The 22820-nt window shown below is 60.1% G+C and carries 22 protein-coding genes; 10 read left to right on the top strand and 12 right to left on the bottom strand.

All coding sequences use genetic code 11. The features are described from left to right. Positions 1-4 precede the first annotated feature (4 nt). Positions 5-1135 (bottom strand): amine dehydrogenase large subunit, encoded by a 1131-nt coding sequence (locus tag NCS67_RS16915; RefSeq protein WP_250435833.1) that lies wholly within the window; start codon positions 1133-1135, stop codon positions 5-7. Positions 1136-1376: 241 nt separating this feature from the next. Next, entirely contained in the window at positions 1377-2318 is a 942-nt protein-coding gene (locus tag NCS67_RS16920; protein ID WP_008353332.1) for a helix-turn-helix domain-containing protein, read from the bottom strand. Positions 2319-2739: 421 nt separating this feature from the next. Here NCS67_RS16920 and NCS67_RS16925 point away from each other — a divergent pair, with 421 nt between their 5' ends. Beyond that, the gene (locus tag NCS67_RS16925) at positions 2740-4149 is read left to right on the top strand and encodes a spinster family MFS transporter (protein ID WP_250435834.1); all 1410 of its coding nucleotides are present in this window, start codon (positions 2740-2742) and stop codon (positions 4147-4149) included. 32 nt (positions 4150-4181) lie between these two features. Here the strand turns inward: NCS67_RS16925 and NCS67_RS16930 are convergent, their stop codons facing one another. Further along, positions 4182-5651, bottom strand: a complete 1470-nt coding sequence (locus NCS67_RS16930; RefSeq protein WP_250435835.1) for a sensor histidine kinase — start codon at positions 5649-5651, stop codon at positions 4182-4184. A 224-nt stretch (positions 5652-5875) separates the two neighbouring features. Here NCS67_RS16930 and NCS67_RS16935 point away from each other — a divergent pair, with 224 nt between their 5' ends. The 3 genes from NCS67_RS16935 (at position 5876) to NCS67_RS16945 (ending at position 8262) form a co-directional block, all read left to right on the top strand. Beyond that, on the top strand, positions 5876-7051 hold the full coding sequence (locus NCS67_RS16935) for an acyl-CoA dehydrogenase family protein (protein WP_250435836.1): 1176 nt from the start codon (positions 5876-5878) through the stop codon (positions 7049-7051). A gap of 43 nt (positions 7052-7094) precedes the next feature. Further along, positions 7095-7451, top strand: coding sequence for a hypothetical protein (locus tag NCS67_RS16940; RefSeq protein ID WP_175979352.1), 357 nt, complete (start codon positions 7095-7097; stop codon positions 7449-7451). Positions 7452-7518: 67 nt separating this feature from the next. After that, positions 7519-8262 carry an SDR family NAD(P)-dependent oxidoreductase gene (locus NCS67_RS16945; RefSeq protein WP_250435837.1) on the top strand — a complete coding sequence of 248 codons (744 nt, stop codon included), beginning with the start codon at positions 7519-7521 and terminating at the stop codon, positions 8260-8262. Positions 8263-8272: 10 nt separating this feature from the next. On the opposite strand, the gene NCS67_RS16950 is transcribed toward NCS67_RS16945, so the two are convergent. Beyond that, a complete protein-coding gene (locus NCS67_RS16950; RefSeq protein ID WP_175979354.1) occupies positions 8273-8905 on the bottom strand; it encodes a response regulator transcription factor in 633 nt (210 codons plus the stop codon). 289 nt (positions 8906-9194) lie between these two features. Here NCS67_RS16950 and hpaC point away from each other — a divergent pair, with 289 nt between their 5' ends. After that, the gene (gene hpaC / locus NCS67_RS16955) at positions 9195-9731 is read left to right on the top strand and encodes a 4-hydroxyphenylacetate 3-monooxygenase, reductase component (protein WP_008353320.1); all 537 of its coding nucleotides are present in this window, start codon (positions 9195-9197) and stop codon (positions 9729-9731) included. 43 nt (positions 9732-9774) lie between these two features. Here the strand turns inward: hpaC and uraD are convergent, their stop codons facing one another. Together uraD and NCS67_RS16965 are read right to left on the bottom strand one after the other, a co-directional pair. Then, entirely contained in the window at positions 9775-10299 is a 525-nt protein-coding gene (uraD, locus tag NCS67_RS16960; RefSeq protein ID WP_008353319.1) for a 2-oxo-4-hydroxy-4-carboxy-5-ureidoimidazoline decarboxylase, read from the bottom strand. Positions 10300-10409: 110 nt separating this feature from the next. Further along, positions 10410-11357: a LysR family transcriptional regulator gene (locus NCS67_RS16965; protein ID WP_008353318.1), complete on the bottom strand. Its 948-nt coding sequence runs from the start codon at positions 11355-11357 to the stop codon at positions 10410-10412. A 288-nt stretch (positions 11358-11645) separates the two neighbouring features. Here NCS67_RS16965 and NCS67_RS16970 point away from each other — a divergent pair, with 288 nt between their 5' ends. From NCS67_RS16970 to NCS67_RS16985, 4 genes are all read left to right on the top strand, one after another. Next, positions 11646-12986 carry an MFS transporter gene (locus NCS67_RS16970; protein WP_250435839.1) on the top strand — a complete coding sequence of 447 codons (1341 nt, stop codon included), beginning with the start codon at positions 11646-11648 and terminating at the stop codon, positions 12984-12986. A gap of 1 nt (position 12987) precedes the next feature. Continuing rightward, positions 12988-13506 (top strand): hydroxyisourate hydrolase, encoded by a 519-nt coding sequence (locus NCS67_RS16975; RefSeq protein WP_175979356.1) that lies wholly within the window; start codon positions 12988-12990, stop codon positions 13504-13506. Positions 13507-13545: 39 nt separating this feature from the next. Next, complete coding sequence (gene uraH, locus NCS67_RS16980; RefSeq protein WP_250435842.1) at positions 13546-13884, top strand: hydroxyisourate hydrolase; 339 nt, start codon at positions 13546-13548, stop codon at positions 13882-13884. Positions 13885-14140: 256 nt separating this feature from the next. Next, entirely contained in the window at positions 14141-14638 is a 498-nt protein-coding gene (locus NCS67_RS16985; RefSeq protein WP_008353314.1) for an H-NS family nucleoid-associated regulatory protein, read from the top strand. A gap of 70 nt (positions 14639-14708) precedes the next feature. Here the strand turns inward: NCS67_RS16985 and NCS67_RS16990 are convergent, their stop codons facing one another. The 5 genes from NCS67_RS16990 to NCS67_RS17010 form a co-directional block, all read right to left on the bottom strand. Continuing rightward, on the bottom strand, positions 14709-15110 hold the full coding sequence (locus NCS67_RS16990; RefSeq protein ID WP_033536174.1) for a VOC family protein: 402 nt from the start codon (positions 15108-15110) through the stop codon (positions 14709-14711). Positions 15111-15168: 58 nt separating this feature from the next. Then, the gene (locus tag NCS67_RS16995) at positions 15169-15594 is read right to left on the bottom strand and encodes an organic hydroperoxide resistance protein (RefSeq protein WP_250435844.1); all 426 of its coding nucleotides are present in this window, start codon (positions 15592-15594) and stop codon (positions 15169-15171) included. A gap of 183 nt (positions 15595-15777) precedes the next feature. After that, positions 15778-17583 carry an alpha/beta fold hydrolase gene (locus tag NCS67_RS17000; protein WP_250435846.1) on the bottom strand — a complete coding sequence of 602 codons (1806 nt, stop codon included), beginning with the start codon at positions 17581-17583 and terminating at the stop codon, positions 15778-15780. A 312-nt stretch (positions 17584-17895) separates the two neighbouring features. Then, a complete protein-coding gene (locus NCS67_RS17005; RefSeq protein ID WP_250435848.1) occupies positions 17896-18894 on the bottom strand; it encodes a PDR/VanB family oxidoreductase in 999 nt (332 codons plus the stop codon). Between the two features lie 66 nt (positions 18895-18960). Continuing rightward, positions 18961-20505 carry a Rieske 2Fe-2S domain-containing protein gene (locus NCS67_RS17010; RefSeq protein ID WP_250435849.1) on the bottom strand — a complete coding sequence of 515 codons (1545 nt, stop codon included), beginning with the start codon at positions 20503-20505 and terminating at the stop codon, positions 18961-18963. A 221-nt stretch (positions 20506-20726) separates the two neighbouring features. On the opposite strand from NCS67_RS17010, the gene NCS67_RS17015 reads away from it, so the two are divergent. Then, a complete protein-coding gene (locus NCS67_RS17015; RefSeq protein WP_008353303.1) occupies positions 20727-21419 on the top strand; it encodes a GntR family transcriptional regulator in 693 nt (230 codons plus the stop codon). Between the two features lie 77 nt (positions 21420-21496). Here NCS67_RS17015 and NCS67_RS17020 read toward each other — a convergent pair whose 3' ends face one another. Further along, positions 21497-22810 (bottom strand): MFS transporter, encoded by a 1314-nt coding sequence (locus tag NCS67_RS17020; RefSeq protein ID WP_250435851.1) that lies wholly within the window; start codon positions 22808-22810, stop codon positions 21497-21499. Positions 22811-22820 lie beyond the last annotated feature (10 nt).

A 22820-nucleotide genomic window follows, 5' to 3' on the forward strand; every position in this document is an offset into this window, starting at 1 on the left:
CACCTCAAGGGTTGAGCAGCAACGTCGACGTCGTGCCGAGTTGCTTTTCGACATGCTGGCGCTTGCCGGTCGTCGCGTCCATCACGACGAGATCGGATGTCGGCGTGAGGCCGTAGAAGAGCGGCTTGTCATCGGTGCTGACCTGAATCGCGAGCAGCGGATCGATCTTCTGCTTCGCGAGATCCCAGCGTGCTACGCGCTTCTTGCTCTGCGTGTCGTAGACCCAGATCTCCGTGCCCGGCTCTTTATGCGAACCGTCCGCGCCCTTGTGCATGGCCACGTAAAGACGATGTGTGCCCACATTCAGCGCGGTCTGCTGCAAGCCTCCCGGACGCCAGCCTGCCTTGCGTTCCTGATCGTTCAGCAAGGACCACGACGTTCCGAACACCGGTGCATCGCCGGAGAAATCGGCGGTACGCACGTTGCCGTTGAACGTGGTGAAGAGATACTGGTTGCCGTCGCGCACCGCGTTGATGAAGGCCGGGTCTTTATCGACGTCGATGAACGCGTCGGAGAGCTTGCGGCTCGCTTCCTTGCCGCTTGCATCGAGCTTGATGGTGAGCGCCTTGCCGCTCTCGCACAGTGCCGAGAAGCGGTCATTGCCGCTCGGATACGCGAGCACGCAAGCATCGGTGTCGATCTCTCCGAGAACCTTCTTCGCGGCCGTATCGATGACCGTGACCGATGTCGACGGCGTGATGTTCGACACGAAAAGTCGGCTACCGTCTTCCGAGAGGATCGTGCTGTAAGGCGTCGGCACGGTCTGACCGTGCTTGGCCGGGATCACGATTTCATCGGTCACCTCGAGCGTCGTGTTATCGATGATCTCGACTACATCGGTGCGTACGCCATGGCTGCCGCGCGCGAAATACGTCGTCGCGACATAGCTCGTCTTGTGGTCGGGGGAGATCGTGAAGCCCGGAGCGAAGCCCGCATCGATCTCGCCGAGGAAGCGCTTCGTGTCGCCGTCGAAGACATGAACGCGCGCATCGGTCATGCTCGCAAACGACACATCCGTCACGAACACGCGATGCGGGCCATAGGGCGGGACCTTTGCAACCGTCAGTTCTTCCGGCTTTTCGGCCGCGCCCGCGTGCGGCTGACACGCAAGCAGTCCATACAGTAAGGCCCCCATGGCGGTGGCTAGCCGTCTCATCTCCATCTGTGCGTCTCCTTGTTTATCGTCGAAACGACTCTAAAGACGACAATAAAAAGAAGCACTTCGGAACCGGCAGCGCGTGCGTGCCGAAATGGAGCATTCGAAAGGGAGCCGACAGAGATGAGGCTTTTCGCGCAGATTTTCGAAGCACGAATGCCGATATCAAGCCGCGACAATGCGGCCTGTTATCGGCAACCAGGAATGCGTGAAGCGCTGTTCAGCGGGCGCGCGGCGTTTGAGAGGGAAGTTCGCCGAACAGGCTTTTGTAATCGCTCGCGAAGTGGCCGAGGTTGGAAAATCCCCAGCGCATTGCAGCCTCGCGAACCGGTACTTCGCTTTGCGATGTCGTCGTAAGAAGCCGTCTCACCTGAGCAAGGCGCACGGCTCGCAGATAACTTACAGGGTTCATCTGCGTGACGGATTGAAAGCTGTTTTGAATGGTGCGGCGGCTCACGCGCAGTTTTTCGCATAAATCCAGCACCGATATCGGCTGCTCCGGACGCGCAAGCACGAGATCGTGTGCGCGCCGCACGACGTCGGCGCGGCACGCATAAGTGAGCCGGTCCTCGCGCGTCGGTACATGAAACGTCAGGAGGTCGAGGATGCTTTCCGTGACCGTATGTGTGAAGCGATGCGCGCCATCATCGGACAAAATCGGATTCCGGTCCGCCAGCACGGTCTCGACCGCCGCGATGATGCGCTTACCCGCACGCGCGCCGGCCGCGCCGGGAATGCTCAGCACATGACGGCTGAGGATTTCGTCCTGCACATCGACGCCCGCCGCGTCCGCCGCTGAAGCAAGCAATTGCGCATCGATGGCGACGCCAAGCATCGACATATCGGGCGGCGAATGCAGAAGAAATTCCTTGTCGCCGGGCGCGACGACGAGCGCGTTTTCGTCGACCCGCACGCCCTGAAACGAGAACGGCGCGCCACCGCCGAGCACGAGTCCGAACGTGACGAATCCGGCCGGCAATTGCCCGCGCTGAACGATACGCACGTTCGCAGATTCCTGAAAGACCTGAACGCCCGCTAATGAAACCTGCTTCACCGTGCTGCGGAATGCGCCCTCGCCCACCTGGTCATAGCGCTGCTCCCACCCTGCCAGCGCATGCGCGTGATGGTCGGCGTCCTCGAAGGTTTCGTAGTTGGCGTACATGCCCTCCTCCTGCTGCTTGCGTCGCCTCGACGCGACTGCTTATAGGTTTTCAATTTTTTTGCGTCAAGCTTTTCGATTCTTCTCCTCTAGTGCCTGTTGCGCAATCCTAGGAATGCACGATTGAAAAACACATGCGCTCATGCGTAGGCGATCACGCGCTATCGCGAAGTTCAGTAATTACTTTAACAACTAGTTCGCAAGGATTGCACCCTGATAGTGCGCCCAAGAAGGTTCGCAGATCAGAAGTCTGCGTTTTGACCTCGCGACACGGCAAATCAGTCAAAAGCGCATCTATCGATAAATGCCGCCGATGTCGATTCAAATTTGCCTCACTGATGATCGCATCCCTTTTCGGCGAATTTGACGCCGATATCCTCCGCATCGACACTGCCTCACACCCGAACCTCACTTCCCAACCACCATGAAGCCCAAAAGCAAGCGCTATACATACGAGTGGTATGTCGTCGTGATCTGCATGCTGGCTTATGTGTTCTCGTTCATCGACCGGCAGGTGCTCGCGCTTATGATCGAGCCGATCAAGCGCGATCTGCATCTCAGCGATACGCAGTTCAGTCTCTTGCACGGCTTCGCGTTCTCGCTGTTCTACGCGGTGATGGGCATGCCGATCGCGTACCTCGCGGACCGTTTCGCACGTCCGCGCATCATCGCTGCGGGCATTGCGCTGTGGAGCGTCGCGACCGCGGCATGCGGCCTGAGTCAGAGCTTCGTTCACATGTTCGTCTCGCGCATGAGTGTCGGCGTGGGTGAAGCCGCCCTATCGCCGGGAACCTATTCGATGCTCGCGGATTTTTTTCCCAAGGAAAAGATGGGCCGTGCAATCGGCATCTATTCGCTCGGCTCGTTCATCGGCGGCGGCATTGCATTTCTTGTTGGCGGTTATGTGATTGCATTGCTCAAGCACGCGAGCGTGTTCGCCTTGCCGCTGGTCGGCGAACTACGCGCATGGCAATTGACGTTCTTCATCGTCGGATTGCCGGGTCTTCTCGTCGCCTCCGTCTTCATGCTGACGGTACGCGATCCCGCGCGCAAAGGACTTGCGCAGGACGGGTCGGGCAAGGTCAAGCGAGTCGCGATGGGTGATGCGCTGCGTTTCATCGCCAATCATCGCAAGACCTTTTTCTGCCACTACGTCGGCTTCTCGTTCTATGCGATGGGCCTGTACTGTCTGATGAGCTGGACACCTGCGTTCTATATGCGCCGTTTCGCTCTCTCGCCGGTCGAAACGGGTTATATGCTCGGCATCGTGATGCTCGTCGCCAATACGACGGGCGTCTTCTGCGGCGGCTGGCTCAGCGACTGGCTGCTGCGTCGCGGACACACCGATGCGCCGATGCGCGCAGCGTGGATCGGCGCGGCATGCATGCTCGCTCCTGCGATCCCGTTCACTCAGACGACGAGCCTCGCCGCATCGCTCGCATGGCTCGTCGTGGCGATGTTCTTCGCGTCGTTCCCGTTGCCGACTTCCGCCGCCGCCATGCAGGCACTTGCGCCGAACCAGATGCGCGCACAGATATCCGCGATGTTCCTGCTGGTATCGAATCTCATCGGACTGGGTCTCGGCACGACGCTCGTCGCGCTTATCACCGACAAGGTATTCGGATCGCCGCTCGCGGTTGGTCACTCGATGGCCATCATCAATGCCGTGGCGATCGGGCTTGCTGCCGTGCTGCTTTTCGTCGGATGCAGCCAATACCGATCGAGTCTCGAACGCGAAACGCGTGAAGCGCGCGTGACGATCGATAGCCCGGGCCTGCATGAGAGCATGCCCAGCGGCGCAACGCCGACGCCTCGATATGCCGAGCGCTTGTGATCCATGTTGCTCACTCAACGCGCAACGTCGTGTCAATCCGTATGGTGCAACAAGGGCAACGCGAAGCAGCATTCCAGTCCGCCGCCCGCCGCGCGTTGCGCCCAGATCCGTCCTTCGTGACGCGACACGATGTTCTTGCACAGCGACAGGCCGATGCCGTTGCCGCCCGCCTTCGACGACGAGAAGCCGTCGAACAGGCGTTCGAGCGCATCATCGGGCACGCCTGGTCCGTCGTCGATCACATGCAGTTCGGCTGTCTTTCCGTTCGTCATCGCGGCAAGCGTGACGGTGCCGGCAGACGGTTTCATGCCGCTCATTGCTTCGACTGCGTTGAATGCCAGATTGAGGATCACCTGACCGATAAGCACGCGCTCGCAACGTATCGGCAACGGCTCGTGCGATGGCTCGATCCTGACCGTCACGCCTTCGTCTCGCGCGCGCAACTGGATGAAGTAAGCGACATCCGCGAGCACGTCGCGAAGATCGGTCTGAGCTTCGGCAGGCTCCCGCTTCACGATGAACTCGCGCACGCTCTTGATGATATGCGCCGCGTGCTCTGCTTGCCGGTCCGCTGCACGCAGGCCCCAGATCGCGCTGTCGATGGAATCTGGCTGCGCGAGCCGCTGAATCGCGCCTTCGATGAAGTTGCGCACGGCAGCGAGCGGCTGGCTCAACTCGTGTGCGATCGCGGTCGCCATTTCGCCCATAGCGTTATAACGTCCCGCGTATTCGAGCATCCGCGCTTCGCTTCGCCGGGCTTCCTCGATCGCCACTTCATCGCTGATGTCGCGGAAATGAACCAGTGTGCCGTCTTCGATATCGATGCGCCTGCACGTTATGCGCAGCCATCGTTTCGCGCCGTCACGACGCGTGATCGCATAGCGTTGCGCGGGCGTCGAATGTTGGCGCGTCGCACTGCGCAACTGGGTGACGAGCCGGTCGCGATCGGATCTCGTGCAATAGTCGAGCGCGACGCCGAGCGGCGCATCGTTCGCGACACCGAGCACGCGTCGTCCCGATTCGCTGATGAAACTCACCTTGCCGCGCGGCGTCAGCACTGCAACGCCCTCACCCAGATCCTGCATGTATTCGCGCAAGCGTGTTTCATAGCGGCGCAATTTCTGCCGCATTGCATCTTCGGCGCTGATGTCGCGAAACTGCACCATCACAACTTCGCGTCCCGTGAGCGGTACGTATGTCGCGATTGCCTCGGACAGCATGTCGACGCCCGCGCGCGAGCGATAACACCACTCATAACTTTGCGGACCTTCCGTGATGGAGCGATCCATCGCATTCACGGCAATTTCGCGACGATACCTGATGTCGTCGCGCGTCATATCGTGCGCCTTGAGCGGAAGCAATTCTTCCACCGAAAAACCCAGCGCGATGCATGCTGCGCGATTGGCCCACACGATGGCCTTCGTTTCGGCGTCGTGTAGCAGCACGCATTGCGTCAGCGCATCGAGCAGGCGGTGGAAATCGTCTTCGGTGGGGAAGTTCATGTCGTGGCGCATGGGATACATGGTTGCAACGCTAACCATAGCATCGGCGCGTCCCGCACGTCGCTAAAGATTTCTTTAGCCGGACGGGAGGCTTCACTGAATCGCACGCTCGCCTTCCCAATTGTTTCAGCCTTTTTGCATTCCTAGACTGGCATTACTGCGTGTGGCTCGAAAGCACTTCAACTCAATCTCATGCGCCATACGAACGAAAAGGAGATGTCCCCATGTCAGCATCCGCGATTGCAGCCGCCCTTCGCGACGATCTGTCCAGTCAACGCGACGCGATAGCGCTCGACGATGTGATCGCCGAAATCGCCCGGCGTCGCGATGAATTCGACCGCGTGTCGCACGTACCGCGCGATGTCATCGACAAACTCAAGCGCGCAGGTATCTATCGTGCGGCCACGCCAAAACGATTCGGCGGTGACGCGCGCGCACCGGGAGAATTTCTGCAGATGATCGAGCGCATCGCTGTCGCTGACGGCTCCGCCGCATGGGTCGCGAGTTTTGGATCAGCGAATCTCTATCTCGCCGCGTTGTCGCTTGCGACGCAAGCTGCAATCTACGCCGACGGTCCCGACCAGGTGTTTGCGGGCGGCCTCTTCCCCGTTCAGAACGCACAGCCAGCATCGGGCGGCTATCGCGTGAGCGGCACATGGAAGTTCGCGAGCGGCTGCAAGGGCGCGGACTGGCTCGGCGTCGGCATCAGCACCAGCAAGCCGGGTGAAGCACCAGGCAAGCCGCGTACGGCCGTGTTTCGCCCCGCGCAAGTCGAGATCGTCGAGAACTGGAACGTCGTCGGCATGCAGGGCACCGGGAGTCACGATTTGCGCGTGACGGATCAGTTCGTTGCTGAAGACTGGACCTTCGTTCGCGGTGGCCCATCAACGGTCGATGAACCGCTCTATCGCTATCCGACCATCGCTTATGCGGCGCAAGTGCTCGCCGTCGTGAATCTCGGTCTGGCGCGCGCAGCGCTCGATGTCGCGAATCATATGGCCGGAGGCCGCAAGACAACGACAGGCGCGCCGCAACTCGCCGACCGCGCCTATTACCGGATCGAGCTTGCAAAAGCGGAAGCACAACTGCGCAGCGCACGGTCCTTCTTCTACGAATCGACCGACAGCGTATGGCAATCGATTCTCGCGGGCAATGAAGTTATGCCGGAACAAGTGAGCCTGCTACGCCTCTGCGCAACGCAGATTGCGCGTGAGGGCGCCGATGTCGTGAATCGCGCCTATCGACTAGGCGGCACGATGGCGATCTATCGCACGCATCCATTGCAACGCCTGATGCGCGACGCCATGGTCGTCACGCAACACGCATTTCTCGGCGAAGGGAACTACGACGGCGCGGGTGCCGTGTTCGTCGGTGTGCCGCCCATTCCCGGCTATCTTTGATCCCCATTCATCGCATAACGCATAACATCAGGAGTAACGCTTCATGACCGATAACCGAAACCTGCCTTTGCGCGTGCTCTTTTGCTGCGGCGTAACGCAAAACTTTTTTGATTTGCCGCGCGAGAAGATCGGCGAAGTATGGCAAGCCTACGGCAAGATGCTCGCTGCTGTTGAAGCGATGGAGAACGTGCGCGTGCTGGGCGTGATGGACGACGATCGTCTCGTCGTCGGCCAATCCGATGGCGCGCCGTGGACCTTCTACATCATGGCCGACGTAGCAGACTTCGATACGGCCGCCGCGGTATGCAATCTCTATCGCACGACGCCCGTCGGCGAATACAACCTGTGGCGTTATGGAAAGATCGAGGCGCGTGTCGGACGTGCATTGTCGGTGCCGTAACGCAACGCTCTGCACCGTCGCCGCATACATTGCGGCCGCTCTCGCTCATTAGAAAGGGAACTCGAACATGTCCAACAGAATCGCGCTCATCACGGGTGCCGCGCGCGGCCTCGGCGCCGTGGTCGCGCGCCGCTTTCATGCCGCAGGCTATAGGGTTGCGCTGGCCGATATCGCAATCGAAGCAACGCAATCGCTCGCATGCGAGCTGAGTGCGGACCAGAGCAGCGCATTCGCCATCAGGCTGGATGTGGCATCGAAGACGGACTTCGAACACGCACGCGATGCCGTGCATGAACGCTGGGGCCGAATCGATGCGCTCGTCAACAACGCGGGTGCATCGAAAGTCGTGCCCGTGATGGAGATTACCGCAGAGCAGTTCGATCAGGTCATCGATATCAATCTGCGCAGCGTGCTCTTCGGCTGTCAGGTATTCGGCCTCTATTTCGCGGATCGCGGCGCGGGTCGCATCGTCAATATCGCATCGCTGGCGGGACAGAACGGCGGTTCGGCGACCGGCGCGCATTACGCGGCCGCCAAAGGCGGTGCGATTACATTGACCAAGGTTTTTGCGCGCGATCTGGCCGCGCGCGGCGTGACCGTCAACGCGATCTCACCTGGTCCGCTTGACCTTCCGATCGTGCATGAGAGCCTGCCTGCCGACAAACTCGACAAGGTTATCGCCGGCATTCCCGTGGGACGTCTCGGCTCGGCCGATTACATCGCCGATGTGGCCGTGCTGCTCGCATCACCGGATGCGTATTTCGCCAACGGCGCATGTTGGGACGTGAACGGCGGCCTTTACATGCGTTAGCGAGTTCGAATCATGCGCGCTCGTCGCCGGACGGGCTCCATACTTCGAGCACATCGCGCACGAGCGTCGCGATGGACGCAGCTCCGAGCTTGTCCTTGATGCTCGCGCGATGCACGTCGACGGTTTTGACGCTGATCTGCAGATCGGCGGCGATGCGCTTGCTCGCTTTGCCCTCGATCACGCCGCGCAAGACCTCCTTCTCGCGCCCGGTCAGCGAGTCGACGCGCTCGCGCAACTCGCGTTGCCGCTGGTCTTTCGCGTGACGCTGCATCGCGAGCTTCATCGCGCGCTGCACGCGATCGAGCATTTGCTGGGAGTTATAGGGCTTCTCGACGAAATCGATCGCGCCATGCTGAAGCGCGCGAACGGACATCGGAATGTCGCCGTGACCGCTCACGAAGATGATCGGCAAAGTCGCACCGCGGCGGTTGAGTTCGGCTTGCACGTCGAATCCGCTCGCCTCCGGCATCCGTACATCGAGCACGAGACAAGCGGGACGACTCACATCGAATGCGCGCAGAAAATCGGCGGCATTGGCGAACCCTTCCGACTTCACGCCGACTGAATCGAGCAGCCATGCAAGCGAGGTACGCATGCCGTTGTCGTCATCGACGATATAGACCATGGGAGCGGAAGAATTCATTGCGATTGCTCTTTCGATGCGCGCATCAGGGACCAGGCGCGCCGGAGGATTCGGCTGTCTCATCGCAGGGTCTGTTTTTTGATGCGCCAATGATAACCAGCCGAAATTCGCCGCGAAAGTCCTTTCTTTACCTCGATGACGCGAGATAGGTAAAAGCTTTAGTGCGTTCGGTAACTACGCCGGGCGAGCGGGCGGGACGTGCCGATTTTATTTGTGCGGTTCAGCGCGTACGCTTGATTGACCATTTGCTATACACAACCTGAACATGAAACGAACAGGAGACGCTCCCATGTCCGCGCTGCCCCGTCCCGACCTTTCCGATATCGATCAGGTGCGCAAGCTGTTCCGCCAGGCCATGGCTCATCTGGGCGCAGCAGTGAATGTCATCACGACGACAGGCACGCATGGCCGTTGCGGCATTACCGCGAGCGCGGTGTGCTCGGTCACGGATGCGCCGCCTACGCTGCTCGTCTGCATCAACAGGTCGAGCGCCATGCATGCCGCATTCGTGAACAATCGCAATGTGTGCGTGAACGTGTTGCCGGGTCATCTCGAACAGATCGCGCGACACTTCGCCGGTCTCACGCAATTGTCGATGGACGAGCGCTTTTCGTTACCGGTGTGGGACGAAGGCGCGAACGGCGTGCCGGTGTTGCGCGATGCGCTCGCCAGCCTGCAAGGGACGATCGTCGAGGCGAAGGAAGTAGGATCGCACTCGGTGATGTTCGTGCAAACCACCGCGATCCGCGTGCGCGACGACGGCGATAGCCTGATTTATTTCGATCGAAACTTTCATCGCGTGCCGCGTGCATGTGATGCGCGGTAGTGTGTGCGCGAGCCTGATTCGTTTTCAGGCTCGCGCACACTGATCAATTCAACGCCGAAAGACGCGTATTCAGCCGCGCACGCGTGATCGCTGCGATTTGCGCGAGCGCCTCATCGAGTTCCTGCTGCGTGCTGCGTCCAATGCGACGTTCGAGCGCGCTGAAGATGCCTTCGCGCGTGTAGTGCCGCACGCAGATGATGAACGGAAAGCCATGCCGCTCGAGATAAGCTCTGTTGAGACGATCGAGCGACGCTTCCTGTTCCATCGACATGGCATCGAGCCCGGCGCTCTTTTGTTCGGCATCGGAATCGGCCGTCATCGTTCCCGAGCGAATGTTTGCGCCCGATAACAACGGATGCAGGTTCAGAAATGCGCGCTGGCTTTTATCGTCCAGATTGCGGATGACATCCATCATCGCGTCATGCAAGGCATTGGCGGATGCGAACGGCCGCACGCTCCACGCGCCCTCCGCCGCTTGCGGAAAATGCTCGAACACGCTTGCGAATGCACCAATGAATGCCGCGCGGTCCAGCGAATTGACCGGCTCCAGGTTGATCGACTGTGACATGCTCGCGTCTCCTATGGCGTGTCGATGGCAATTCGTGCCGAGTATAGGAACCGCGCGAGCGGGCGGCGAGACAGCCGATCCTATTGACCGCATAACAGAACACGATAGCGCTATGCGCGATGCATGTCGCGCAGCGCGCGCAATTCCTGAGCGGCCGCCGTCAGCATGCCGCGCAGCCAGACGTGCGATGCCGAGCGATGCCGCGACGGATGCCACAACTGATAAAAGCGCATGAATGGAAATTCAATCGGGGCGTCGAGCACAACGAGCGGAAGATGCTGCGCGTGATAATTCGCGAAATGCCTGCCGGTCGTGAGAATAAGATCGGTGCCCGGAATCAGGCTCGGCGCGAGATTGAAGTACGGGCAGCTCACGCGGTTATCGCGATGCACGCGCATGGTGCTGAGTCCCGTATCGACGACGCCGCGCTGATCGCGCGAATATGGCGTGGGCACGATATGCGATGCACTCAGATAGTCCTGGGCATCGAACTTGCCTGATTGCGCATAGACGCTATCGCGCGCGACCACGCACACGACATCGTCCTCCAGCAATACCGACAAATGAAGATGCTCGGGCGGATTGGGCCAGTTGCCGATTACGATATCGGGCGAGCCTTCGGAAAGCCCCTGTTCGTAATTGAATGAAGCCGAAAGCGGCACCGCAATGAGGCGCGCGCGTGGTGCAGCGTGCCTGAATTCGCGCACGACATGCGCAAAAAACGGGGGCGCCAGGTAATCGGGCATTCCGACGGTAAAGCTTTGCTCGGTTGTCGCGGGATCGAAATGATCGTCGGATACGAGCAGGTTATCGAGCGCACTCAATGCGGCCTGTGCGCTCTGCGCGAGCTGAATCGCGCGTTCGGTCGGCACCATCGCGTTCTTTTCGCGCGTAAGCAGCGGATCGTTGAAGATGGCGCGCAGACGCTTGAGCGCCGAGCTGATGGCCGGCTGCGACTGGTTCATACGAATGGCCGTGCGTGACACGCTGCGTTCCCCGATCAGCGTGCACAGCACGCGCAGCAGATAGGTATCGAATGGATCGTCGGTGCGATTCATGATGATTTCGGTGTCTCTATTGTTCGCGTGGCTGCGCCGCTATTTTGCCAGCCGGCACTGCGGGAACCGCTTCATGCGAGGCGCGCTAGGGTAATCCATAAGGCGTGAAAAGTGCGGCGAAAAACCGTGCAAAGCCCTATCGCACAAGGCTTTCGAACCCATATACATGTTGCTATGGGGCCTATTGGCTCGTCCCCCGTTCCCGATTTTTTGGCCGTTTCTATACTTGCTTCCAACCGAGCGCACGGCCGTGTCCGCGCGACGCAAACCGACTGGAAAGGAGAAACCATGTCGCTCATCAAACAGGAGATGCCGGTTTTCGCGAGCGCGGTAGAAAGCGCCGAAGCAAGCGTCTATCGCAAGGTTTCATGGCGCCTGCTGCCGTTCCTCGGCGTGCTGTGGGTGCTCGCATGGCTGGATCGCGTCAACATCGGCTTCGCGAAGCTGCAGATGCTCGACTCGCTGCATTTCAGCGAAGCCGTATACGGTCTCGGCGCGGGCATCTTCTTCATCGGCTACTTTCTCTTCGAAGTGCCGTCGAACATGCTGCTGCAGAAGATCGGCGCGAAAAAGACCATCATGCGTATCACGATATGCTGGGGCGTCATCTGCATGTTGCAAACGCATGTCACCACGCCCACGCAGTTTTATGTCCTGCGTTTCCTGCTCGGCGCATTCGAAGCAGGGTTTTATCCGGGCGTCATTCTTTACCTCACTTACTGGTATCCGTCGCAGCGGCGTGCGCGCGCCTTCGGCACGTTCATGTCGGCTTCTGCGATCGCGGGCGTGCTCGGCGGTCCCCTCGCCGGCTGGATCATGACGTCGATGGGCGGCGTGCACGGCATGCACGGATGGCAGTGGCTCTTCATCATCGAAGGTATTCCGTCGGTGCTGGCCGGTGTGTTCGCGTACTTCTACATGACCGACAAGCCCGAGCAGGCGCGCTGGCTTTCCGATGATGAAAAGCGCGTCGTGCTCGATGCCCTGCAACGCGACAACGCAGCGATGGGCGAACGCGGTCACGACTGGCGCTCGCTCTTCAAGAACCGCAAGGTGTGGCTGCTGATCGCGATCTTCTTCTGCCTGCTGTGTGCGAACTCGACGCTCACTTTCTGGATTCCCACCGTCATCAAGGACGTTGGCATCAGCACGCCGATGGCGGTCGGCTGGATCGCGGCGGTCGCCTATTTGTGCGGTGCTGCGGGCATGATCATCAACGGCGCGCACTCGGATCGCAGCAATGAAGTGCGCTGGCACTTCAGCGGTGCGGCAATCGTCGGAGGCATATCGATGGCCGCGCTCGCGGTGCTGATGGGTTTCGACAAGATCTCGCCGGTGATCGCGCTGCTCGCGATGACCGCATCGCTCATCGGCACCATGAGCGCGATTCCCGTTTTCTGGCAATTGCCCAACCGCTATCTCGCTGGCAGTGCGGCCGCAATCGGCGTGGCGCTCATCAATTCCGTCTCCAATCTCGCAGGCTTCGGCGCGCCCTATGTGATGGGACTCATCAAGAACGCGACGGGCAAGGTGACGACCGGCCTGTACCTCGTGGCCGTAATCGAAGTGCTGGCCGCGGTGCTCGTGATCGTCGGCATCCGCAAGCTCGGCAACAAACAAGGGGCCTGACATGCGCGACAAGAACACATCATCCCCTGCATTCGACGTGAGTCGCCGTCGCTTTGCTCTGCAATCCGTGGCACTTGGCGGCAGCATGCTGATCGCGAAGACGGCGCTGTCCGCCGATGCACCCGCGCCGAATCAGACGACCGGCCCGGTGCAACAGGATGGCCTGAGCCCACGCCTCACGATGCACGGCCTGGACACATGGCATGGCACGCCCGCTTCGGGTATGCGCGTGGAGCTGTTTGCGATCGACGACGGGCGTTCGAAGTTCCTTCAGACGATCACGCTGGCTGCAAGCGGACGCAGCGAGCCTCCCCTCCTGATCGGCGATACCTATCGCGCGGGGACTTATGAGTTGTTGCTGCATGTGGACGAATACTTCGCCGCACGCAAGGCGGATCTTCCGCAGCCGATGTTTCTCTCGAAGATCCCGCTGCGCTTTCGCATCACGGACGTCAATCAGCGCATTCATTTGCCGGTGCTGTTCGGACCGTGGAGCTACAACTACTACCGCGGCAGTTGAGCCGGAAAGTACTCGAACGCGAGATCAGGAGAAAACATCATGGCCGCAGGCATTACCACGCACGTACTCGACGTCGCACTCGGCAAACCCGCCGCCGGGATGCAGATCGAATTGTTCGATATCGGCAGCAAGCCGCCCACGCTGCTCGCGCGCACGCGCACCAATCGCGACGGACGCACCGACTCGCCGATCCTGCCGGCGGCGCAAGCGCGAGCGGGGAATTTCGAGTTGCGCTTCTGGGTCGCCGATTACTTCAAGACGCCCGATGTATTCGCGGACGTCGTGCCGGTTCGCTTCACGCTCGCCGATGCGACGCAGCACTATCACGTCCCGCTGCTTTGTTCGCCTTGGAGTTTCGGCACCTATCGCGGAAGTTGAATCAGCGCTTACTGCAATTGACGATTGATGTTTCGCAACGTGGAGACGCGCACGAACGGATAAGAAAATGTCTAAAGCAACTTTTCATTTCTTATTCGAACCGGAGTGAAATCTGGATTTGCAATGTGCGTCTCACCACTTACCGTCCTGGAGCGATATTCTAGACTTTCCACTGCTACGCATTTACACGAATCTCCTCTAGCGCATTGCGGATGTGCATGGCATAGTGCGATCGACGATCTATTAGAGGTAACTCATGTCAACGCTAGAAAGTATTCAGGCGCGTATCGAAGCACTTCAAGCGAAAGCGGATGCGCTCGTTGCAAAACAATCCGAGAATGCGCTGCAAAAGATTCATCACCTGATGTCGAGCCATGGATTGACCATCTCGGACATCGAAAGCTATTCCGGTTCACGCAAGAAGGCGGGCAGTTCGGCTTCCGCGAAGAAGCCCGGCGCAGTCGCCTATCGGGATCCAAAGACCGGTGCGACCTGGAGCGGCCGCGGACGCGCGCCGGGCTGGATCGCCAATGCAAAGGACCGTAGCAAGTTTGCGGTTGGAGCAAGCGCGCAGGGAACCAAGGCTAAAGGAAAAACGCGCGCTGCTGTCAAGCGCAAAGCAAAGGGACAACCGCGCGGTCCTCAACCCGCGCTCTATCGCGATCCGGAAAGCGGCGCAACGTGGAGCGGTCGTGGCCGCGCACCCGCATGGCTCGCATCGGTTAAAGATCGGACGCCGTTTCTGATTGCCTGACACTGTATTCACACAAACGGCGGAGTTCGTGCACGACTCCGCCGTTTTCTTTGCGGTCCGGAGTTTCAATCTATACACGCGGATCGAAATCGAATTCGATCCTGATGCCGCCCGGTTCGTAAATCATCATGTGGCGCTTTGGACCGGCTCCTAGCAGTTCCGGCGCGAATTCCACTGCCACTCCCGGCCATGTCGACACGCGCTCGAGAATCGTCGCGAGTGCGGCTTCATCCGTTGCGCGCAATGCGAGATGATGAAGCCCGATATTCTTTCGCCGATCGAATGCTATAGGCGCCGATTCATCCTTCACCTGCCATAACGTAACCAGCAGCTTTCCGTCCGATACGAATACGGCGGGATACTCGGACCGCTCGCCGACGATCTGCCAGCCGAGACATTGAACGAAAAAGTCACGCGTTGCGTCGAGATTGCGCACGGTGAGACCTACGTGATCGATTCCAGATGTCAGCATCGCTTCCTCCGCGTGCATTCGAGCGTTCAGGAGAAAGGCCCCCGAACATTCGACATGCTTATGCCAGCGTCAATTTGACGTCGATATTATTGCGCGTTGCATTCGAATAAGGACAGACGATATGCGCCTTGTCTACAAGCGCCTGTGCCTCGCTGCGATCCATTCCCGGTAGCGAGATCTTCAATTCGACCTCGATGCCGAAACCGTTCGGGATTTGACCGATGCCCACGCTGCCATCCACCGCGACATCTTTCGGCAGCGTGATCTTGTCGCGAGCGGCGACGAATTTGATCGCGCCGATAAAGCACGCGCTATACCCTGCGGCGAAGAGTTGCTCGGGATTGGTGCCATCGCCACCACCGCCGCCGAGTTCTTTCGGGGGTGTCAGCTTGAGATCCAGATTGCTTTCGGGCACGGTCGCGCGGCCGTCGCGCCCGCCAGTGACATGAGCATGTGCACGGTATAGAACTTTTTCAATCGACATCGCCAGACTCCTGTGCGTTGTGTTGAGCGGATCTCGCGGCGCGCATGTGCCGGACGAAGTCCGCCGACATGAGTTCCCCACTGGACGCTGCCCGATATAGGCACGTTCCAATAGCGAAGGATACTCAAGTCACGGCGAGCTCGCCTGACGCATGACCGACGCGCCGAAGCAAGCTCGCTTCAATCACAAGACGACGGGTTCTCTGCCTGAAAAGACCGGATCTGCAACGGGCGATGTGTTTTCCTTCGCGATACGTTCGCACACCGCGACCACATGCGCCGAACCGGTCGTCATGAAGAGGGCGTGATCGAGGTCCGAAAAGATCGCCATTCGCACGGATGGATAGCGCGACAGTCGCGCGCCCTGCTTGCCGAAATGCGCGGCGATCAGATCCATGCCCGCATCGTACGCGCCATAGACGAGCGCTGTCTTTACGCCTTTGGCATCGAGCGCACGAATGATCGGTCCCGGTTCGGTCGCGAGCTCCGGCGCCGTGCTGCTCAGGCGGTCGAGCCTCAACACATCGACGATACGCGAACGCGCGCGCGTCGCCATATAGCCGAGCACGAAGCGCAATACGCGCATCAACTGCTTTTCGCCGCGCAGGATCGCTTTCCATTTCTGCGGATCGAGCATCGAGAATGCATAACCCGCCATGGAATTGCGCGTCGATTGACGCAAGCCGTCGGGCGCGACGTCCGCCGGTCTTTTAAACGTCGGCAGATTGACTGTGACGACACCGTTGATCGCATTCTCGTCGACCGCCGCCTTGAGCGCGTGATAAGCGCCCGAGCACACGCCGAATGCAAAGATCGACTTGTAGCCCTGCCGCGCGAGCCAGCGTGCGGCGGCCGCGGTGTCGTCAGTCGCGATCTGGTTATAGATTCGGCCGAACGCCGTATCCGATTGCACTGCGCCGGGCGCGGCCGGACTGTCGCCTCGGCCTCGCGCATCGAAACGCAATGATGCGATGCCGCGCCGCGCAAGCTCGCGTGCAATGCGAACGGATAGCCGGCTGTCGCCGACGCGCGCACTCGCCGATGTATTCGCAATGAGAAACACCGGACCTCGCGCGGCCCCCGTGCGCGGCTCGCACAAAATGCCGAAAAGCTTTTCGTCGCCGATGCGTACTGGGCGTTCGATAGCTTCGGGTGTGTCTATCTTTAGAGCGGACCAGTCAAAGGCATCGGCCGACGACGGCGCTTGCCTGTTTGATGAATCCTTGCCAGCGATCCATTCCACGACTTGGGCGAACGCTGCGCGCGGCAATGCGTTGAATGCAGTTTCCTGAAGAAAGCCAGTGAGATCTTCGAACGGACGCGCCTGTGCTTCCACGCCCTTTTCGATGAGCGCGTCGCACAATGGATCCGTGCCGCCCGCCTTCATATTCATGACCAACGCGCGACGCGTTGGTGCCGCCGCAGCGTCTCTTACGCTCGCGACGAGATCGATCGCCTGCAATGAGCCTTTGAATTCATCGCTATAAACCTGGCCGAGGACGTTGAGCCGCGCGTCGTCCTTTTGCATCTCACGCAAAGGCGGTGCAAGCAGTTCGAGCCATGTCTTGCGCACGATGCTCAACTCGCGCATATACACGCGGCCACTCGCAACGGGTGCGAGCAGTACGAGGTCATCGACCGGTTGACGCAATGCGGCCTCGAGCGCGAACGCGGCGCCCACGCGAAAGCCGCATAACGTGACGTGCTCTATGCCTGTCGATGTCTTCAGCCATTCGACGGCCGCGTCGACGTCATCGACCGACGATTGGAATTGATCCGGTGCGAGATCGGCGCCCGCCGAGTCGCCCGTGCCTCGATAGTCGAAACGCAGCACCCATATGCCTCGCGCGGACAGCGCTTCGGCGAGATGCCGCATGCCGCTATATGTCCACACGTATTCGTGCCCATAGGTATTGCAGAGCACTACGCCGCGCGTGCCGCTTCCGGCGTGCAGCCATCCGAATCGGTTCCCGAATACAACCGGTCTCATATCGATCTCGTCCTCGTCTTTGGTGGCGCGCAAGGATCGATGACTCGTCGTCCCGTTCTTGCAATGCCTGGCCGTCAACGTCCCGCCGAATGCGGGATCGCGAGGTATTGAGACGATTATATTAAGCGTCCTCTTCGTAACACGGCTTGCACCGGCGAATAGGTGCGAATGAGCTACCTATTGGCGCATAAGACATAGCTTGTGTGAGCTACCGCTCATTTCTTTATGCAAGGTTCGTCGGCATAACGTCAGATTGGCCGCAGACGAGTCCCCTCGCCTGCCTATATGACTTTTTGGAAGATCGATTCTCTATCAGAGATCCAATACGAGTACCTTGCTCGTCGCACGCGACACGCACGCGGTCAGAAAGTCGGTCTTTTCTTCTTCGCTCATGATGCAGTCGTTGTGCTCGACGTCTCCTTCGAGATAGCGCACCTTGCACGTACCGCACAAGCCCGCGCAGCATGATGTCTCGATGAACACGCCCGCTCCCGCCAGTGCATCGGCAATGCTCTCGTCCTTCGTCACTTCGATTTCCTGTCCTGTGCTCGCGATACGCACGATGAAGCTGTCGTTCGCATCGTTGGCGGCCTGCTCGCCAGCGTTGCGCTCAGGTGCCTTGAAGTGCTCGAAATGCACCGTTCCGGACGGCCAGTGCCGCGCCGCATCCGCGCACGCTTGCATGAAGCCGCCTGGACCGCAGTAATAGACGTGCTCGCCTTCGCCGGGCGCATTCAGCAAGTCCCCGATATCGAGGCCCGCCGATGGATCGCCGCCATCGAAATGAAAATGCAGACGCCCGCTTGCGCGCATGAGCTCGAATTCCTCGGCGAACGCTGCGCTGCCCGCATCTTTCGCGCAGTAATGCATTTCGTATTCGATACCGGCATCGTCGAGTTCATGCGCCATCGCCTTCAATGGTGTGATGCCTATCCCGCCCGCGATCAGCAACACGCGGCGCGCGCCGTCGACGAGATGAAAGTTATTGCGCGGCCGGCTTACACGCACGATGTCCTGCACGCGCAATTGCTCGTGAAGCGCCTTCGAACCGCCGCGCCCGCGTTCATCGCGCAATACGGCGATCACATAGCGATGCCGCTCGCGTGGCGCATTGCTGATCGAATACTGCCGCACGACGCCGCCCGCGAGATGAATGTCGATATGCGCGCCCGCCGTGAAAGGCGGCAATGGCGCACCGTCGGGATCGACGAGTTCGTATGAATTGATGCCTCGGCCTTCGAAGCGGACCTGACGCACGAGCAGATTCAAGGTCTGACTCTGCGCGTCGGTCGAGATGGATTGTGTTGACATGGTCGACATTCCTCGAATCGATGATCCCGCATCGCGAGAGCGCCGTGCGCCCTCGCGTCGGCCGGCTTATTGCTTCATCGCGAGTTCGAGTTCCTCGAAGCGTTCGCGTACGAATGCGGTACGTGCATCACCCTTCAGCTTTTCGCTTTCCGCAAGGATCGCAACGATCTGCTTCGTCACCTTGCGACGGCGCGTGACTTCTTCTTCGACGGTTTCGCCTTCGGGAATCTCGAACACATTGCCCGAGCAGAAGCTATTCGGCGCGCCCGCGTTCTCACGAAACCATTCCGCGAAGTTTTGCGCCGACGCGGCCGGATTCGAACCGCGCAATGCGTCGCGCAGCATCTTGCGGAACAGGAACAGGCCCGCGTCGAACTTGGTCGGATTCTCGAGCGCATGCACCGCGATTGGCCGTTGGCTGATGATGGCTTCGTAGTCGCCGGGCGCGTATTGCGCCAGCTTGTAGTTCGCACGCTCGCGATGGTTGGGCGGAATCGGCACGATGTCCTCGATCGTGTATTCGGCGAAGCGCTCGGGACGACGCATCGCGACCTGGCCGTCGAGGAAGTCGATCGACTCATAGCCCACCAGTTCCTTCTTGCCGATACCGCGCGTATCGATGCCGGGGCCCATGACGCGCCAGCCGATCATCTTGCTGTTTTGGTCGTCGACCGGAACCGTCCATCGGATGATATGAAAGCGGCTGAAGAGCTTCTTCTTCGAACCATCTTCCGATGTATAGGCATGCAGGCTCAGATTTGGCAGCACTTGATGCTGCACGCGCACGAACAAGCGGTCCTTGTTCACGCGGCGCGCGCCCGCGCACGCGAGACTGCGGCCTTGTTGGACCGGCTGAAAATGCATGTCGGGCGCGACTTCCATCGACGCTGCGCCGACTTCGTCGAACGTCGTGCCCTGGAACTGTCCTTTCACCACGTTCTTCGCGGCATGCAATGCGGTCGGATGAAAGTTATCGGCGGCGTTGTCCTGAACCTGCAACCAGTTGCAATGCTGGAAGTTGCTATAGGGCACGAGTTCGTCCCCGGGCATCACGGTGTAGTCGCCTTCCCACTCTGGAAACGGCGGCTCGTTTTCCGGCGGTCCCATGTAAGCGAACACGAGACCGTGACGCTCGACTGCTTTATACGCACCCTGCCGAATAGAACACGCGTACTTTTCGGCCTCTTTCTCTTCGCCCTTCGGAAACGGCACATGCAGGCACGCGCCGTCCACGTCGAACACCATGCCGTGATAACAGCACATGATGCCGCGCTCTTGAATCGCGCCGTATTCGAGCGATGCGCCGCGATGCGCGCAATGCGCGTGCAGCAGACCCACACGCCCGCTGCCGTCGCGGAATGCCACCAGTTCTTCGCTGAGGATCTTCAGAAAGCGCGGCGTGTCGGTCAGCTCCATCGACATGCAGACCGGATGCCAGAAGGCGCGCATGTATTCACCCATCGGCGTCCCGGGGCCCGTCTCCGTCAGTTCCGGATCGTGGCCCGGCACCTTGTTCACGTAGTAACCGCCGTAGGGCACGAGCTTCTTGACTGTCGCGGCCGCGCCGCCGCTGCTCTGATGCCCTTCCAGCTTGTCCGATTTGATGGTCATGGGAAATCCTGTTTCGAGTGGGGTTGAATCGATCGATGCGTGAGACCTGAATTCTGACTTCCGAACTCCGAACTCTGTATACAAAGATTAGCGATGTGGAACGGCATTGTCTCTATGGGTAAACGTGAATGAAAACAAGCACGCGATAACGTTGCGTTGACGCGTAAGGCCGGCCCGCTGTACCCTTGCCGTATTCTGTATCCAGAACTTACGCTCGAATCATGCCCGCCAAACTTCTCAAGCTCCAGGCCCGCACCGACTATGTCGACGAGGTCTACAAAGTTCTGCTCGACGCCATCAGTTCGGGTTCGCTCGCGCCCGGCACGCGCATCACGCAGGAAGAGATCGCCGAACAGCTTGCGGTTTCGCGCTCACCCGTCCTGCAGGCGCTGCGTCTGCTGAAGAAAGACGGTCTTGTCGTCGATGCGCCCGGACGCGGTCTCCTCGTCACGCCGCTCGACCCCGCATGGATCAGTCATCTCTATGAGATTCGCGGCGCGCTGGATTCGCTCGCTGCGCGTCTCGCCGCCGAACGCGGCGCGAAGATCGACAAGGCGATCATCACCAATGGCAGGCGCGCGTCGAAGAGCGACGATGTCAAGGCGATGATCGATGCCGACATGGCCTTTCATAACGCGATCTACGTGGCATCGGGCAATCCGTTGATCGCCGAGACCGCGCAGACGCACTGGGTTCATCTGCGCCGCGTGATGGGCGCCGTGCTGCAGGCATCGGGACAACGCAAATCGATCTGGGACGAACATGCTGCCATCGCGGCGGCCATCGCGGAGGGCAACGGCCACCGTGCCGCCGAACTTACCGATCTGCATACCGCCAACGCGCGAAGAAACCTCGTCGAACGGCTCGGCGTCGTGCTGAGCGAGCAACGCGAACGGGAATCGGAAGCAACGTGATCTCACGCACGGGTTGCGAGTTGCATCGACGGCGAAAGCCCCTGTTTCAAGGGGCCGTTTCGCTTGGCGTGCGCGAGTCAGTCGCTGCGACGGCGGCTGTTCACGAGCGCGGCGGGCACCGCGAACACGAGCAGGCTGCCGATCACGCAACTCGCCGCGAGACCGAGCGCGCCGCTGCCCGTCGAACCCGACTGCGTCTGGATCACGCCGATGAGCCAGGGACTCACGACGCCCGAGATGCTGCCCACGGAATTCGCAAGCGCAAGGCCCGCGGCCGCAGCGCCGCCGCTGAGAATCGCGGGCGGCAGAACCCAGAACTGCGAGATGGTCGTGACTACGCCCATCGTCGCGAGCGTGAGACCGATCATGCCGAAGAACGTGGAGTGCGCGTACATCACGCTCATAAAAAGGCCGAGCGCGCCGACGAAACCCGCGCCCGCAAGATGCCAGCGTCGCTCGCCACGCTTGTCCGAGCTATGGCCGACCGCGAGCATTGCAATGGCGCCCGCGGCATAGGGAATCGCCGAGAGCAGGCCGATATCGAGCGGATCGGTCACGCCGCTCGCCTTGACGAGCGTCGGCAGCCAGAAGCTCACGCCGTAGAGCCCCATCGTGAAGAAAAAGTACGTCACGGACAGCAGCAGTACTTTCGGATGCAACAATCCATCCTTTACCGAATGCAGCGCATGCGCCGGCTCTTCGTCGCGCAGATTGGCTTCGAGCATTGCTTTTTGCGAGTCGTTGAGCCACTTCGCATCGGCGACCTTGTCGTCGAGATAGAAGTACGCGACCACGCCCAGAACGGCCGTCGGAAGGCCTTCGAGCAGGAAGAGCCATTGCCATCCCGCGATGCCGTGCGCGCCGCCCATATGCGTCATGATCCAGCCGGACAGCGGCCCGCCAACGACGCCGGACATCGGAATGCCCGTCATGAAGAGCGCGGTTACTTTGCTTCGGCGCGAAGCGGGAAACCAGTACGTGAGATACAGCAGGATCGCCGGAATGAAGCCTGCTTCGGCCACGCCGAGCATGAAGCGCATGATGTAGAAGCTCGTCGGCGTCGTGACGAACATCATGCCGGCAGAGATCACGCCCCACGTCACCATGATGCGCGCGATCCAGCGACGTGCGCCCACGCGCAACAGAATGAGATTGCTCGGCACCTCGAACAGCAGATAGCCGACGAAAAACACGCCCGCGCCCGCACCGTAGACGGCGTCGCTGAAATGCAGATCATTGAGCATCTGCAACTTCGCGAAGCTCACGTTGATGCGATCGAGATACGCGCACAGATAGCACACGAAGAGAAATGGCAGCAGACGCCATGTCACCTTCGCATACGTCGACGATTCATCGCCTGTCAGATACGCAACCGGACTGTGGGAACTCATGCTTTGTCTC

It is taken from the genome of Caballeronia sp. ATUFL_F2_KS9A (genome assembly GCF_023630765.1).
Classification (GTDB): domain Bacteria; phylum Pseudomonadota; class Gammaproteobacteria; order Burkholderiales; family Burkholderiaceae; genus Caballeronia; species Caballeronia zhejiangensis.